17 protein-coding genes are annotated in these 13,204 nt (G+C 70.0%); 9 read left to right on the top strand and 8 right to left on the bottom strand.

Annotation, left to right across the window (positions count from 1 at the left end; all coding sequences use genetic code 11):
• Nucleotides 1-156 precede the first annotated feature (156 nt).
• The gene (locus ACVFYP_RS24790; RefSeq protein ID WP_499202910.1) at nucleotides 157-1,206 is read left to right on the top strand and encodes an NAD/NADP octopine/nopaline dehydrogenase family protein; all 1,050 of its coding nucleotides are present in this window, start codon (nucleotides 157-159) and stop codon (nucleotides 1,204-1,206) included.
• 22 nt (nucleotides 1,207-1,228) lie between these two features.
• Here the strand turns inward: ACVFYP_RS24790 and ACVFYP_RS24785 are convergent, their stop codons facing one another.
• The 6 genes from ACVFYP_RS24785 to hrcA all read right to left on the bottom strand — a co-directional run bounded on the left by ACVFYP_RS24785 (nucleotide 1,229) and on the right by hrcA (nucleotide 5,897).
• Nucleotides 1,229-1,627, bottom strand: coding sequence for a helix-turn-helix domain-containing protein (locus ACVFYP_RS24785; protein WP_499202909.1), 399 nt, complete (start codon nucleotides 1,625-1,627; stop codon nucleotides 1,229-1,231).
• Nucleotides 1,624-2,175 carry a Smr/MutS family protein gene (locus ACVFYP_RS24780; RefSeq protein ID WP_499202908.1) on the bottom strand — a complete coding sequence of 184 codons (552 nt, stop codon included), beginning with the start codon at nucleotides 2,173-2,175 and terminating at the stop codon, nucleotides 1,624-1,626. Before ACVFYP_RS24780 ends, ACVFYP_RS24785 begins: the two co-directional genes overlap by 4 nt.
• A 157-nt stretch (nucleotides 2,176-2,332) precedes the next feature.
• Nucleotides 2,333-3,100, bottom strand: coding sequence for a LutC/YkgG family protein (locus ACVFYP_RS24775; RefSeq protein ID WP_499202907.1), 768 nt, complete (start codon nucleotides 3,098-3,100; stop codon nucleotides 2,333-2,335).
• On the bottom strand, nucleotides 3,097-3,324 hold the full coding sequence (locus ACVFYP_RS24770) for a hypothetical protein (RefSeq protein ID WP_499202906.1): 228 nt from the start codon (nucleotides 3,322-3,324) through the stop codon (nucleotides 3,097-3,099). The genes ACVFYP_RS24775 and ACVFYP_RS24770 overlap by 4 nt, the downstream gene beginning before the upstream one ends.
• Nucleotides 3,321-4,751, bottom strand: coding sequence for a LutB/LldF family L-lactate oxidation iron-sulfur protein (locus ACVFYP_RS24765; RefSeq protein WP_499202905.1), 1,431 nt, complete (start codon nucleotides 4,749-4,751; stop codon nucleotides 3,321-3,323). Before ACVFYP_RS24765 ends, ACVFYP_RS24770 begins: the two co-directional genes overlap by 4 nt.
• 75 nt (nucleotides 4,752-4,826) lie before the next feature.
• Entirely contained in the window at nucleotides 4,827-5,897 is a 1,071-nt protein-coding gene (gene hrcA, locus ACVFYP_RS24760) for a heat-inducible transcriptional repressor HrcA (RefSeq protein WP_499202904.1), read from the bottom strand.
• A gap of 319 nt (nucleotides 5,898-6,216) precedes the next feature.
• Here hrcA and ACVFYP_RS24755 point away from each other — a divergent pair, with 319 nt between their 5' ends.
• The 4 genes from ACVFYP_RS24755 (at nucleotide 6,217) to ACVFYP_RS24740 (ending at nucleotide 8,589) form a co-directional block, all read left to right on the top strand.
• Nucleotides 6,217-6,426, top strand: coding sequence for a hypothetical protein (locus ACVFYP_RS24755; RefSeq protein ID WP_499202903.1), 210 nt, complete (start codon nucleotides 6,217-6,219; stop codon nucleotides 6,424-6,426).
• A 31-nt stretch (nucleotides 6,427-6,457) separates the two neighbouring features.
• The gene (locus ACVFYP_RS24750; RefSeq protein WP_499202902.1) at nucleotides 6,458-7,093 is read left to right on the top strand and encodes a lysozyme family protein; all 636 of its coding nucleotides are present in this window, start codon (nucleotides 6,458-6,460) and stop codon (nucleotides 7,091-7,093) included.
• A 102-nt stretch (nucleotides 7,094-7,195) separates the two neighbouring features.
• Nucleotides 7,196-7,447, top strand: a complete 252-nt coding sequence (locus ACVFYP_RS24745; protein WP_499202901.1) for a GlsB/YeaQ/YmgE family stress response membrane protein — start codon at nucleotides 7,196-7,198, stop codon at nucleotides 7,445-7,447.
• Between the two features lie 86 nt (nucleotides 7,448-7,533).
• Nucleotides 7,534-8,589 carry an SDR family oxidoreductase gene (locus tag ACVFYP_RS24740; RefSeq protein ID WP_499202900.1) on the top strand — a complete coding sequence of 352 codons (1,056 nt, stop codon included), beginning with the start codon at nucleotides 7,534-7,536 and terminating at the stop codon, nucleotides 8,587-8,589.
• A gap of 12 nt (nucleotides 8,590-8,601) precedes the next feature.
• Here ACVFYP_RS24740 and gshB read toward each other — a convergent pair whose 3' ends face one another.
• Nucleotides 8,602-9,552 (bottom strand): glutathione synthase, encoded by a 951-nt coding sequence (gene gshB / locus ACVFYP_RS24735; RefSeq protein WP_499202899.1) that lies wholly within the window; start codon nucleotides 9,550-9,552, stop codon nucleotides 8,602-8,604.
• A 108-nt stretch (nucleotides 9,553-9,660) separates the two neighbouring features.
• Here gshB and ACVFYP_RS24730 point away from each other — a divergent pair, with 108 nt between their 5' ends.
• Genes ACVFYP_RS24730 through ACVFYP_RS24715 form a run of 4 tightly spaced genes read left to right on the top strand, consistent with a single transcriptional unit; the run spans nucleotide 9,661 to nucleotide 12,566 of the window.
• Nucleotides 9,661-10,500 carry a shikimate dehydrogenase gene (locus ACVFYP_RS24730; protein ID WP_499202898.1) on the top strand — a complete coding sequence of 280 codons (840 nt, stop codon included), beginning with the start codon at nucleotides 9,661-9,663 and terminating at the stop codon, nucleotides 10,498-10,500.
• Nucleotides 10,497-11,078 (top strand): dephospho-CoA kinase, encoded by a 582-nt coding sequence (gene coaE, locus ACVFYP_RS24725; RefSeq protein WP_499202897.1) that lies wholly within the window; start codon nucleotides 10,497-10,499, stop codon nucleotides 11,076-11,078. Before ACVFYP_RS24730 ends, coaE begins: the two co-directional genes overlap by 4 nt.
• A 1-nt stretch (nucleotide 11,079) precedes the next feature.
• The gene (gene dnaQ, locus ACVFYP_RS24720) at nucleotides 11,080-11,784 is read left to right on the top strand and encodes a DNA polymerase III subunit epsilon (RefSeq protein WP_499202896.1); all 705 of its coding nucleotides are present in this window, start codon (nucleotides 11,080-11,082) and stop codon (nucleotides 11,782-11,784) included.
• An 11-nt stretch (nucleotides 11,785-11,795) separates the two neighbouring features.
• A complete protein-coding gene (locus ACVFYP_RS24715; protein WP_499202895.1) occupies nucleotides 11,796-12,566 on the top strand; it encodes a (Fe-S)-binding protein in 771 nt (256 codons plus the stop codon).
• A gap of 4 nt (nucleotides 12,567-12,570) precedes the next feature.
• On the opposite strand, the gene ACVFYP_RS24710 is transcribed toward ACVFYP_RS24715, so the two are convergent.
• Nucleotides 12,571-13,170, bottom strand: coding sequence for a hypothetical protein (locus ACVFYP_RS24710; RefSeq protein ID WP_499202894.1), 600 nt, complete (start codon nucleotides 13,168-13,170; stop codon nucleotides 12,571-12,573).
• Nucleotides 13,171-13,204: the final 34 nt, after the last annotated feature.

The raw sequence follows: 13,204 nt of genomic DNA, 5'->3' as shown, positions 1-13,204 counted from the left end.
GCGCCGCAAGTTTTGTTGGGGTTGTGGCAGGTTCGGCCCCGGTTTCCGCCGGCGCGGGGTGCGGAGCCCGGCAACTGGCTGTAAGGTTCAGGCAATGAGCGAGATTCGAAGCCCCTCCCGCCGCCGGCGCATGCCGCGCCAGATGGCCTGAACCGCATGCGCCTGGCCGTGCTCGGCGCCGGGTCGGTGGGTCCGGGGGCCGCGGCGCTCGCGGTCAGCCGCGGGCATGCGGTGGCGCTGTGGTCGCCGCGCGGGGGCGGCACCCATGGCATCGGCAGCAGCCTGACGGTCCAGGGCGCGCTGTCCGGCACCGCACGGGTGGATGTGGCGGTGGATGTGTCCCGCGCCCTGGCCGGCGCCGATGCGGTGCTGATCTGCGTGCCGCCCCATGCGCTGGGGCCGGTGCTGCGGCGCATCGTGCCGATGCTGGCGGAGGGCGTGCCGGTGCTTCTGGCGCCGAGCCAATCCCTCGCGCCCCTGCTGCTCGACCGGTTGCTGGCGCGCCAAGGCCGTCAGGCGCCGATCGGCGCCATGGCCGTGCCGCCCGTGCTGGCGGAACGTCTCGCAGGCGATGAGCTGCGCATCCTGGCGCTGGCGGAGCGGGTGCAGATCGCCGCGGTGCCGGCCAATGCCGCGCCTGGCCTGGCCGCGCTGTGCCAATCCCTGTTCGGCATGGAATTCGTGCCGCTGTCGGACGCGCTGGGCGCGGCGCTGGCGGCGCATGAGCCGGTGATGCAGGCCGCCCTGGTGCTCGGCAACGTCACCCGCATCGAGGCCGGGGAGGATTGGGACGAGCACGGCCGCATGACCCCCGCCATCTGCCGCCTGGCGGAGCGGCTGGATGCCGAGCGGTTGGCGCTCGCCCGCGCCCATGGCCATGCCGTGCCGAGCCTGGTGGCCGCGCTGCATCGCCAGCACGGGGTGGCGGAAGCGCCAATGCCGGTGATGGCCCGCGCCTTGGCTGCCGAGCGCCCCTCGCCCGGCCTGCGCGGGCTGGATGCCGCGCATCTGGCCCGCAGCGTGACCTACGGCCTGGCGCTGTGGCTGCATCTGGCGGGCGCGCGGGGGGTGGAGATGCCGCTGACCGGCGCGGCGGTGGCGGTGCTGGAGGCGATGTGGGGCACCGGGTTGTCGGGGGACGACCTGCTGGAGGGGTTGGATTTTGCGGCGTTGCCGGCGCTGCTCAGGGATGGGCATCGGAGGTAGCGGCGGGGCCTGTGGGCAAGTGCTACCTCCCCGCCGCCCGCCTCAGCCTCGGCTTCTCCCCCGCCGGAATCTCCCGGTCCAGCAGCCCGTGCATCGCCGCCACCGTCTGCGGCGTCAGCCGGTGGATGGCCTCCGCCAGCCGGTTGGCCAGCGCCGTCGCTTCCGGGGTCAGGCCGCCGGTGTCCAGCGTGACCTTGGGCTGCGACAGTTTCGCGAGTTCCGACAGCGCCTCCGCCTCGTCCCAGATCAGGCCGAAGAACTCATTGACCTGATGCACCAGCCCGGCGGAGGGCCGGCCGCGATGGCCGTGCTCCAGCGCCGAGAGATAGGCCGAGGAGACCTGCAAGTGGGTCGCCAGATCCTTCAACGTCACCCGCCGCTGACGCCGCAGCATCCGCAGCCGGGCGCCGAAGGGGGTCATCGGGCGGGGCTGCCATTGGTGCGGCGGCGGCGCAGCAGCAGGTTCACGGCGCCGGAATTGGTCGGGTGCGGATGCGCGGCGCCCAGCACCAGCGGCCGCAGGTCCGGCGCGTTCAGCCAATGCGGCAATTCGCGTTGCAGGATGCCGCCCTCCGGCTGCGGGCCCTTGCCGGTCACCACGGTGACGGTGCGGATGCCCTCCGCCGCCGCGCGATGCAGGAAGGCCCGGAACACCAGATGCGCCTCCGCCACCCGGCGCCCATGCAGGTCCAGCGTCCGTTCCGCCCGCATGTCGCCGCGGCGCAAGGCCTGCCAGCGCTTGCGGTCCAGCCCGCCCGGTACCTCCCCCACCCGGATTTCGGGCGGCGGGGCGGGGCGTGCCGGCTTGGGCGGGGGGGCGATGGCCAGCTGGGCGGGCGGCGCGGCGACCGGCACCGGCGCGGCTTCGGGCGGTGCCGGCGGGCGCTGGTGCCCGAACAGCGGCTTGATCTCCGCGGTGAAGGCGCGCCACAGCGCGAGATCGGCCTGATGCAGCCGCTTTTCGCGCATGTCAGCCGGCTGGAATGCTGACGCATTCCAGCCCCTTCAGTCGCCAGGCGGCTGCATCCGTGGCCTTGGCTTCGCGGCAAAAGCCGCGGGCCGCATCCGCGGCCTCAGCCCGCCTGAAGGGCGGCGGGCTGCATGTATCGCCGGCCTCGTGCATGTCTCAATCGCCCGGTGCGGCGGGCGCGCCCGGCTGGGTAGTGGCTTCCGGCCGCGCTTCGGCGGGGCTTTCCATGCGCGGCGCCGGCTCATCCTCCACCAGCAGGATATGCAGGCGGCGCGGGCCATGCGCGCCCAGTTCCAGCGTCTGCTCGATATCGGCGGAGCGGGAGGGGCCGGTGACGAACATGATGTTGCGCGGCATGAAGCCGCCGGTCAGCGCATCCGCCGGCCCGGCGCGCAGCCGGTCCCACACCTCCTCATAGGCGCCCACGATGTCAGAGGCGCGCAGCACCGCGATCTCGGTATCCGGCAGCAGGTTCAGCGTGGTCGGGCGGGTGGGGTCGGAGGGCAGGACCAGCGTGCCGGTCTCCGCCACGCCGGACCAGGCATGTTGCAGGGACACCGCATCGCCTTCCCGCGCCCGCCGCGCCTCCCGCTCCAGCATCGGGCGGCTCGACCAGTCGATGCCCAGCAGGTCCGGATGCGGCGCCATCACCAGGCGGGCCGGCAGGTTTTGGGCCGCCAGGTAATCCGCCACGGCGGCGGGGATGGCGGCGTGGTCGGGCACACGCTCGACCGTGCCGAATTCCTTTTCGACGTTGCGGATGAACAGCGCGATCTGCTCGGCGCGCGGCAGGCGCGACCGGGCCGGGATCAGGTGGCGCGGATGCGTCGCGATGCGGCCGGCCAGCATCGCCTGCTGGTCGGCGGGCAGCGGCCCGCGTTTCAGGCCACGGCGGATGCCGCCCAGGATCGCTTCCTTGCTCATCGCTGATCCTCCGCCATGGCGTCGCGCACCGCCTGTTCCAGCTTGGCCAGCGACTCCTCGATCCGGTCCAGATCCTCGTTCAGCCGCGCCGCCGGGGTGTCGGCATCGATGCGGGCGTAGATTTCCTCCAGCGTCCCGGTCGGCCGCGGGCCGATGCGGCTGGGGGAGCGCTGGTCCGGAAAGCGGTAGCCGTGGATGCGCTCGGCCTCGTCATTCTGGCTCATCGGCGCGTCCTCTTCTGCGCCTTGTAGCGGGCCATGAAGGTGCCGCCCGGCTCCGGCACCGGCAGGTCGCGCCCCGTCGTCCAGCCGCCGGCCAGCGGCAGGGAGGTGAAGGCGCCCTTGCCCCGGCCAAGCAGCGACAGCGCGCCGATGCCGAGCTTCGTCGCCATCCGATAGGCCGTCGGCCGCTTGGCGAACCAGGCCCAGATGCCGAGGCCGGTGCGGACGGATTGCGGCGACAGATGCCGCTCGAACTCCCGTTCCCGCCAATGGCGCATCAGTTTTGGCAGGGGGATCTTCACCGGGCAGACGCTTTCGCATTTGCCGCAGAAGGTCGACGCATTGGGCAGATTGCCGGCCTTGTCGATGCCGATCAGGGTCGGCGTCAGCACGGAGCCCATCGGGCCGGGATAGACCCAGCCATAGGCATGGCCGCCGGTCACGCCATAGACCGGGCAGTGGTTCATGCAGGCGGCGCAGCGGATGCAGCGCAGCATTTCCTGGAAGTCGGTGCCGATCATGTTCGACCGACCGTTGTCGATCAGCACCACATGATAGTCCTCCGGCCCATCCAGGTCTGGTTCGCGCCGGATGCCGGTGGAGAAGGTGGTGTAGACCGAGAAATCCTGGCCCGTGGCGGACCGTGCCAGCAGCCGCAGCAGGCTGGTCGCATCCTCCAGCGTCGGCACGACCTTTTCGATGCTGGCCAGCACAATGTGCGTCTTGGGCAGCGTCTGCGTCAGGTCGCCATTGCCCTCATTGGTGACGATGACGTTGCTGCCGGTCTCCGCGATCAGGAAGTTGGCGCCGGTGATGCCGACATCGGCCGCGAGGAAGCGCGACCGCAGTTTGGTGCGGGCTTCGGCCATGATGTCGCTGCGCTCGTGGAACACGCGGTCCTTCGGCAGCTCCGTGTGGATTTCGCGAAACGTCTTTTCCCAGTCTTCGCGATTGAGATGGAAGGCCGGGCCGATGATGTGGCTCGGCGGTTCCTTGCGAATCTGCAAAATGTATTCGCCGAGGTCGGTTTCGACCGGCTCGATGCCATGGGCTTCGAGGTGCTCGTTGATGCCGAGCTCCTCCGAGATCATCGACTTGCCCTTGGTGACCGTGCGCGCGCCCTTGTCGCGGCAGATCTTCAGGACCGCCGCGCGGGCCTCATCCGCCGTCGAGCACCAATGGACGGTGCCGCCCGCCTTCTCCACCTGAGCGGCATAGGCCTCCAGGTAGAAATCCAGGTTGGCGAGCGTGTGGTTCTTGATGTCGCGGCCGATCTCCCGCAGCCGCTCGAATTCCGGCAGGGCTGCGACGGCGGCGGCGCGCTTGGCGTGGGACGTGCCCTTGCTGCGGTCGAGCGCCTTTTGCAGCCCGGCATCGGCCAAAGCGCGGGTGGCATTCGCCTTGAAGGCGGGGGAGGTGATGTGGACCACGGGCGCTCTCCTGCTTCCTGCTGATATAGCGCGGAAAGCCGGCCCGTGCAGCCTTGGCCAGTGCTGGACCGCCGCTTATCCCAGCAGCCGCCCGATCACCCGCGCCGTGTAGTCCACCACCGGGATGATCCGCCCGTAATTGATCCGCGTCGGCCCGATCACCCCGATCGCCCCCACGATTTGCTCCGCCCCATTCCGGAAAGGCGAGACCACCATCGACAGGCCGGTGCTGTCGAACAGGCCGCTTTCCGCGCCGATGAAGATCTGCACACCCTCCCCACGCTGGGCGAGGTCGAGCAGGCGCAGCATGGTTTCCTGCGCTTCCAGCCGTTCGAACAGGGCCTGGATTTCCTGCACGCGCTGGGCGTGGTCCAGGTTTTGCCCAAGGTTCTGCAACAGTTTGGCCTGGCCGCGCAGGATCAGCGATCCGCCGGCGCCGCCGGCCCAGGTGCCCAGCCCGGCCTCGATCACCTGGTTGGTCAGGGCATCCAGCGCGGTGCGGTTGCTGGCGATTTCCTCCGCCACCGTGCCGCGCGTTTCCTCCAGCGTGCGGCCGGAAAGGCGGGCATTCAGGTAGTTGCTGGCCTGTTGCAGGGCGGAAGGCGGCAGGCCGAGCGGCACCTCGATGACGCGGTTTTCCACCTGGCCATCGGCCGTCACCAGCACCACCAGCGCCCGGCCGGTGCCGAGCGCCACGAATTCGATATGCCGCACGGGGGCTTCCCGCTTCGGCGCCACCACCAGCCCGGCCGCCCCGGCCAGGCCCGACAGCATCTGGCTGGCCTCGCCCAGGGTTTCCTGAAGCGAGCGCCCGCCGGCGGCGCAGCGGGCGGTGATAGCGTCCCGCTCCTCCTCCGGCAGGGCGCCGAATTGCAGCAGGCCATCGACGAACAGGCGCAGCCCGCGCTCCGTCGGCAGGCGCCCGGCGGAGGTATGGGGGGCAAAGAGAAGCCCGGCATCTTCCAGATCCGCCATCACATTGCGAATGGTGGCGGGCGACAGGGCCTGGGGCAGGCGGCGCGACAGGGTGCGGGACCCCACCGGCTCCCCGGTCTGGACGTAGGTTTCGACCAATTCGCGGAAAATCGCCGCGCTGCGGTCATCCAGGCCCGGCGGCAGCGGGATGGAGGTGGCGGAGTGGCTCATGGCGGGCGCCCCGGTGGGGCGGGGTGGCCTGGTGATCGGACCCATCGTGGGCGTTTTCCAAACCGTGAACATTCAAAGACCAAAGCTAGGGGCCGCCCGGTGGCCGGGTCAACCTTGCGTTGCCAGAAGGTCATGTCGCTGGGGCGCAACCGCAAGCCCAGGCCTGCGGCAAGGTTTCGACACAGTTGTGCCATGCGATGGTTACGACCCCTGGCCTAGCCTGACACCGGATCGGATACAGGAGTGGTCAAATGCCGAAGCAGGAGGCGACGGGGCTCTGGGCCGTGCTGCGGAATGTCTGGCTCAAGGGTGGCCAGGCGTGACGGCGGTGTTCACCGCGGCGTCCCTTCTGCTGGCCGGGGGTGCGGGGCTGCTGTCATCCCTGCTGGTGGCGCCGGTGCGCGGCGTGCTGCGCATGGCGGCGCTGCTGGTCGCCTCCGCCGCCGCGGTCGGGCTCGGGCTTCTGCTGCTGGCGGGGCCGCCGGAGCTGGACGTTTTGTTGACCGCGACGCGGACCGCCTTCGCTTGACGCCAGCCGCGCGGCGCGGGCAGGTGGGCGCATGCCGCGCCTCTGGATCCTTGCCGCGCTGCTTCTGGCCTGGCCCCTGACCGCCGCGGCGCAGGAGGAGGACCCCTGGACCGCCTGCACCCGCGCCATCGCGGCGGCGGAAGCGCGCAGCGGGATTCCGGACGGGCTGTTGCTGGCCATCGCCCGGGTGGAAAGCAGCCGCGCCCGCCCCGGCGGCGGCGCCGCCCCCTGGCCCTTCGCCCTGAATGCCGGCGGCGAGAGCCTGTTTCCCGAAACGGCGGCGGAAGCAGTGGCGCGGGTGGAAGCGCTGCGTGAGTCCGGGCGGCCTTCCATCGATGTCGGCTGCATGCAGATCAACCTGGCCTGGCACCCCGAGGCCTTCGACCGGCTGGAAGACGCCTTCCACCCCCCGACCAACGTCGCCTATGCGGTGCGCTTCCTGCGCGAGCTGCGCGGCCGCACCGGCGGATGGGCGGAGGCCGTGGCCCAGTACCATTCCATGGAGCCGGGGCGGGGCCTCGCCTATCACACACGGGTGCGGGTGGCGCAGGGGGCCGCGGCGCTGCCGCCGCGCGCGGTGGCGGGGCTCTGCGCGCCGGGGCTGCGGGCGCGGCTGGTGATCCCGCCCGGTGCCGGGGCAAGGCCGCGGCTGATCTGCCGCAGGTAGATTTATGTCACGGCGCGCAGGGAAAGAGTGCGGCGCAACATCGGCCTGGGGAACCCGGGATGATTCCCGCGCTTAGGGGCGCATCACGCGGAGGCGAGGGCTATGGGTTTCATCTGGACGATCATCATCGGCTTCCTGGCCGGCGCATTGGCGAAATTCCTCATGCCGGGGCGCGACCCCGGCGGCTTCATCATCACCATCCTGCTCGGCATTCTCGGTGCCCTGGTGGCGACCTGGCTGGGCCAGGCGATCGGCTGGTACAGGGCCGGAGAGGGCGCGGGCTTCATCGGCGCGGTGGTCGGCGCCGTGATCGTGCTGGCGGTGTACCGGGCGGTTGCCGGCCGGCGCGCCTGAGCCGACCAACGACTTTGGGTTGAAGGGGGTCCATCCGGTGGGATGGACCCCTTTTCGTTTTGGACCGCGGCACAAAGGATCAGCACATGGCCGGAACAGCTTTGGTCGTCGGAACCAGCGGCATCGTGGGCAGCGCGATGGCCGCGCTGCTGGCGCGGGAGGATTGGCAGGTTCTTGGACTGGCGCGCCGCCCCCCGGCGCAGCCGGGCGTCACCCCGATTGCCGGGGATTTGCAGGACCCCGAAGGGCTCGCGCAGGCGCTAGCAGGGGTGAAGCCGGACGCCGTCTTCATCGCCACCTGGTCCCGCCAAGCCAATGAGGCGGAGAACATCCGGGTGAATGGCGGCATGGTTCGCAACCTGCTGGCCGCGCTGCGCCCCGCCGGCAGCCTGCGCCATGCGGCGCTGGTGACCGGCCTGAAGCACTACCTCGGCCCCTTCGAGGCCTATGGCCAGGGCGCCCTGCCGCAGACGCCGTTTCGCGAGGAACAGGGGCGGCTCGATGTGCAGAATTTTTACTACGCGCAGGAGGATGAGCTGTTCGCCGCCGCCGCCCGCGACGGTTTCGGCTGGAGCGTGCATCGTCCGCACACCATCATCGGCAAGGCCGTGGGCAATGCGATGAACATGGGCACCACGCTGGCCGCCTATGCCACGCTGTGCCGGGAGACGGGGCGGCCCTTCCGCTTCCCCGGCTCCGCCATGCAGTGGAACGGCCTGACCGACATGACCGATGCGAGGCTGCTGGCGCGCCACATGCTGTGGGCCACGGAGACCCCGGCGGCGCGGGACCAGGCCTTCAACGTGGTGAATGGCGATGTCTTCCGCTGGAGCTGGGGCCGCATCGCCGGCTGGTTTGGCCTCGACCCGGCCCCCTTCGACGGCACGGTGCAGCCGCTGGAGGTCCAGATGGCCGGCGACGCCCCGACCTGGCGCGCGATCGCGGCGCGGGAGGGGCTGGTGGAGCCTGACCTGTCTCGCCTGGCCTCCGCCTGGCACACGGACGCCGATCTCGGCCGCCCGATCGAGGTGGTGACCGACATGGGCAAAAGCCGCCGGCTGGGCTTCACCGCCTACCAGCCCACCGACGACGCCTTCTTCGACCTGTTCGCGCAGCTGCGCGCGGACCGGCTGATTCCGTAGAGGACTGGGGCTTTAGCGCGAAACCTTCGCCTCGATCGCGTCCCACAGGGCGCGTTCCAGGTGGACGCCGTCGAAGCGGGCGATCTCCTGCAAGCCGGTGGGGGAGGTGACGTTGATCTCGGTCAGATAGCCGCCGATCACGTCGATGCCCACAAAGATCATGCCGCGGGCCTTCAACTCCGGCCCGATGGCGGCGCAGATTTCCTTCTCGCGGTCGGTGAGCGTGGTCGGCATGGGTGTGCCGCCGACATGCATGTTGGACCGCGCCTCCCCCTTCGCCGGCACGCGGTTGATGGCGCCCATGGCGACGCCATCCACCAGGATGATGCGCTTGTCGCCTTCCCGCACGGCGGGGACGTATTTCTGGATCACCAGCGGCTCCCGCGACCGCTCGGTGAACATCTCCACCAGGGCATTCATGTTCGGGTCTTCGGGGCGCAGGTGGAAGACGCCGGCGCCGCCATTGCCGAACAGGGGCTTGATGATGATGTCGCCATGCGCCTCGCGGAACTTGCGGATCTGGACGACATCCGCCGTCACCAGCGTGGTCGGCATCAGCTCGGGGAAATGGGTGACGAAGAGCTTCTCGGGCGCGTTGCGCACGCTGGCGGGGTCGTTCACCACCAGGGTCCTGGGGTGGATATGCTCCAGGATATGGGTGGCGGTGATATAGGCCATGTCGAAGGGCGGGTCCTGGCGCATCAGCACCACATCGACCTCGCCCAGGTCCAATTCCTCCGCCGCGCCCAGGGTGAAATGGTCGCCCTTCACCCGGCGCACCTCCACCGGCTGCGCCCGGGCGATGACCTTGCCGCCCAGCAGCGCCAGGTCCCGCACATGGTAGTGCCACAGGGCATGGCCGCGGCTCTGCGCCTCCAGCATCATGGCGAAGGTGCTGTCGGCGTCGATGTTGATGGAGGCGATCGGGTCCATCTGGACCGCGACCTTGAGGCTGCGCGCCATGGGGGTGGTTCTCCGCTTTCGGCCCTTCCTGTGGCATTGCCGGGCGCCGGTTGAAAGAGGGGGCGTCGCCATTGACCGGCGCGGCAGGGGCGGGGCACTTCAGGCGGCATGAACATCCTTTCCGGAAAGGCCCGCAAGGCGGGCGTGCTGGGCTGGCCCGTGGCGCATTCCCGCTCCCCCCGCCTGCACGGCTTCTGGCTGGCCCGGCACGGCATCGACGGCGCCTATCTGCCGCTGCCGGTGCGGCCGGAGCATTTTCGGGACGCTGTCATCGCCTTGTCCCGGCTGGGCTTTGCCGGGGCCAATGTGACCATCCCGCATAAGGAAGCGGCCTATGCGCTGTGCGATAGCGTCGATGCGGTGGGGCAGCGTGCCGGGTCGGTGAACACGCTGTTCTTCCGGGAGGATGGCCGCATCGAGGGCACCAGCACCGACGGCTACGGTTTTGTGGAATCCCTCCGTGAGCAGGCGCCGGGCTGGCAGGCGACGGATGGGCCGGCGGTGATCCTCGGCGCCGGCGGGGCGGTGCGGTCGGTGGCCGCCGCCTTGCTGGATGCCGGCTGCCCGAAGCTGGTGCTCGTCAACCGCACGCTGGCGCGGGCGGAGGCTTTGGCGCGGGACCTCGGCGGGCCGGTGGAGGTGACGGACCGTGCCCGGCTGGAAGGCGCCGCCCTGCTGGTGAACGGCACCTCCCTCGGCATGGTCGGGCAGCCGCCGCTGGAGATCGACCTCGCCCCCCTGCCCGGCCATGCCGTGGTGGCGGACCTTGTCTATGCGCCGCTGGAAACCGCGCTTCTGGCCCAGGCTCGGGCGCGTGGGCTGCGGGCGGTGGATGGGCTCGGCATGCTGCTGCACCAGGCGCGGCCCGGCTTTCATCAGTGGTTCGGCGTGGCCCCGATGGTGGATGCCGAATTGCGGGCCTTCGTTGCCGACGACCTGCTGCGATGAAGGTCATCGGCCTGACCGGCAGCATCGGCATGGGCAAGTCCACGGCCTCCAACACCTTCCGGCGGCTGCATGTGCCGGTCTTCGATGCCGATGCCGCGGTGCATTCCCTGCAAGGCCGAGGCGGCGCCGCCGTCGCCCCGATCGAGGCCGCCTTTCCCGGCACCACGGCCGACGGCCGTGTGAGCCGGGAGGCGCTGCGCGCCCGCGTCCTCGGCGACCCCGCCGCGCTGAAGCGGCTGGAGGCGATCATGCACCCGCTGGTGCGCCGCGCCGAGCAGCGCTTCCTCGCCGCCTGCTGCCGGCGGGGTGAGAGGCTGGCCGTGCTCGACGTGCCGCTGCTGCTGGAAACCGGTGGCCAGACGCGGGTGGATGTCGTGCTGGTGGTCTCCGCCCCCGCCGCCGTGCAGCGCGCCCGGGTGCTGCGCCGGAAGGGGATGACGCCGGACCGCCTGGCCGCCATCCTGGCCCGGCAGATGCCGGATGCCCGCAAGCGCAGCATGGCCGATCATGTCATTCATACCGGCCTGACCCGCCACCACGCCCAGCGCCAGATCCGCGCCTTGGTCCGGAGCCTCTGAGATGCGCCAAATCGTGCTGGATACCGAGACCACCGGCCTCGACCCCGCCTCCGGCGACCGGGTGATCGAGGTGGCGGCCATCGAGATCTTCAACTTCATGCCCACCGGCGCGACCTACCACCAGCTGGTCGACCCGGAGCGTGACGTGCCGGAGGAGGCGACGCGCGTCCACGGGATGACGGCCGAGATGCTGCGCGGCAAGCCGCTGTTCCGCGACATCGCCGGCGCGATGATGGATTTCCTGGGGGATTCGGAAATCATCGCCCATAACGCGCCCTTCGACTTCGGCTTCCTGGATGCCGAGCTGGTGCGCGCGGGCTTCCCGAAGCTGGACCGGACGCGGATGGTGGACAGCCTGGCGGTGGCCAAGCGGCGCTATCCCGGCCTGCCGAACAGCCTGGACGCGCTGTGCCGCCGCCTCGGCGTCGATAACTCCATGCGGACGGCGCATAACGCGCTGCTCGACGTGAAGCTGCTGGCCGAAGTCTATCTGGAACTGATGGGCGGCAAGCAGCCCGGCCTCGAACTGGCCGCCCGCCCGGCCCGTGCGCTGCCCATGGGCGCGGTGGTGGTGGCCCCCGTCATCCGGACGCCGCGCCCGATCATTGCCAGCGAGGCGGAACTGGCGGCCCATGCCGCGTTTGTGGCGAAGAAGCTGAAGGACCCGCTCTGGTCCACCCTCGCAGCGCCGGCCGGCTTGGCCTAGGCTTCCCAACCATGGACCAGACCCGCCCCCGCGTCGCGCTGTTCGTCACCTGCCTGGTGGACCTCTATCGCCCCTCGGTCGGCTTCGCCGCGATCAAGCTGCTGGAGCAGGCGGGGTGCCAGGTGGTGGTGCCCGAGAGCCAGACCTGCTGCGGTCAACCCGCCTATAATTCCGGCGACCGTGCCACGGCCATCGAACTGGCCCGCGCCGTGGTCGATGAATTTCTGGCCTATGATTATGTCGTGGCGCCCTCCGGCTCCTGCGCCGGGATGATCAGCCATCACTTCCCGGGCCTGTTTGCCGACGACCCGCATTACCGCGGCAAGGCGGAGGCGCTGGCCGCCAAGACGCATGAGCTGATCTCCTTCCTGACGGACGTGCGCGGCCTGACGCAGGTGGAGGCGCGCTTCGACAGCATCGCCACCTATCACGACAGCTGCTCCGGCCTGCGCGAACTCGGCGTGAAGGCGCAGCCGCGCAAGTTGTTGGGGACCGTCGCGGGGCTGGCCCTGCGGGAGATGGGCGACAGCGAGCTATGCTGCGGCTTCGGCGGCACCTTCTGCGTCAAATACCCCGACATCTCGACCCGCATGGTCGGCGACAAGACCAAGGACATCACCGCCACCGGCGCCGACACCTTGCTGGCCGGCGACCTCGGCTGCCTGCTGAACATGGCCGGCAAGCTGGCACGGGAGGGTTCGCCCGTTCAGGTGCGCCATGTGGCCGAGGTGCTGGCCGGCGTCACGGAGGATGTGGCGCCGATCGGGATGGTGAAGCGGTAGCGCTTCAGCGTGGGGCTGCGCCGTTGTCCCGCGCCATGAGCGGTTCCAGCGGTGCAAGCGCGAGAAGGCGCCCTACAGCCGGTGTGGTTATAAAGGTGACTGGGTCGTCTAACGATCCACTCGTTGTCATTATCAGGCCCGAGCGCATTGCGCTCGCAGCTGCCGCCCGCACTTCTGGTTCGGTTCCGAAGGGATCCGGAATAACTGCCTGCAGGACGGAAGCCCATTTGCCAGTGGGCACCCACATGAGGCGCGCCTTCTCATTGATGTCGGCCGGCATATTCGTCTCGGCGCGATGCATCGCGCCGATCAAGATCAGCTCCTCGCGGCGCAGGCCTTCCAAGGCATTCGCCCAAGCAAGAAATTCGTTGGCGGAGAATCCGGTCCTTGCTGCCTGACCTGCGGCCACCGCCGCCAAGAGACGCAAGTTCAGGCGAGCGGATCCTTCGATCGCTGCACGCTGGTAGCGGAACAGGATGGCGGCCAACTCATCCTCGTTCCCCACCTCCGAGAGTTGACGTTCGGCGTGGCTGATCTCGGCGATCCAGATCTTGCGTGCCGCCTCCAAACGCCCATCGACGATGCGTCGCACGGCCTCGCTCAACAGGCCGCCACCTGGCAGTGAGCATGCCGAAAGG

It is taken from the genome of Roseomonas sp. F4 (assembly GCF_053891155.1).
Note: the sequence above shows the minus strand (reverse complement) of the source record. Positions and strands in the feature narration are given on the sequence as shown.